Raw genomic sequence first — 330 nt, 5'->3', positions numbered from 1 at the left:
CGCCGGTGGTGCGGTTGAGAATCTCAACTAGCTCGGCGGCGGATGGGTAGCCCACTTGGATTTTGAAGAGGAAACGGTCGAGCTGAGCCTCCGGCAAAGGGTACGTACCTTCCAATTCGATGGGGTTCTGCGTCGCGAGGACAAGGAAAGGCCGTGGGAGGGGATGGGTCTGCCCGCCCACGCTCACCTGCCGCTCCTGCATGGCTTCGAGGAGGGCGGATTGGGTCTTAGGGGTGGCGCGGTTGATTTCATCGGCTAAAAGCAGGTTGGTAAAAACAGGACCGGGTCGAAAGCGGAAGCGCCGTTCCCCGTCTTCGGTCTGTTCGAGGA

Annotated in this window: 1 protein-coding gene; it reads right to left on the bottom strand. The window is 60.6% G+C overall.

Going from position 1 to position 330, the window contains the following annotated elements; genetic code table 11:
• On the bottom strand, window positions 1-330 hold a 330-nt coding region (locus N2041_RS14560; RefSeq protein WP_297679326.1), incomplete at both ends, for an AAA family ATPase.

This window comes from Tepidiforma sp. (assembly GCF_026419595.1).
GTDB lineage: Bacteria > Chloroflexota > Dehalococcoidia > Tepidiformales > Tepidiformaceae > Tepidiforma.
This window is presented reverse-complemented; position numbering and strand designations above follow the sequence as displayed.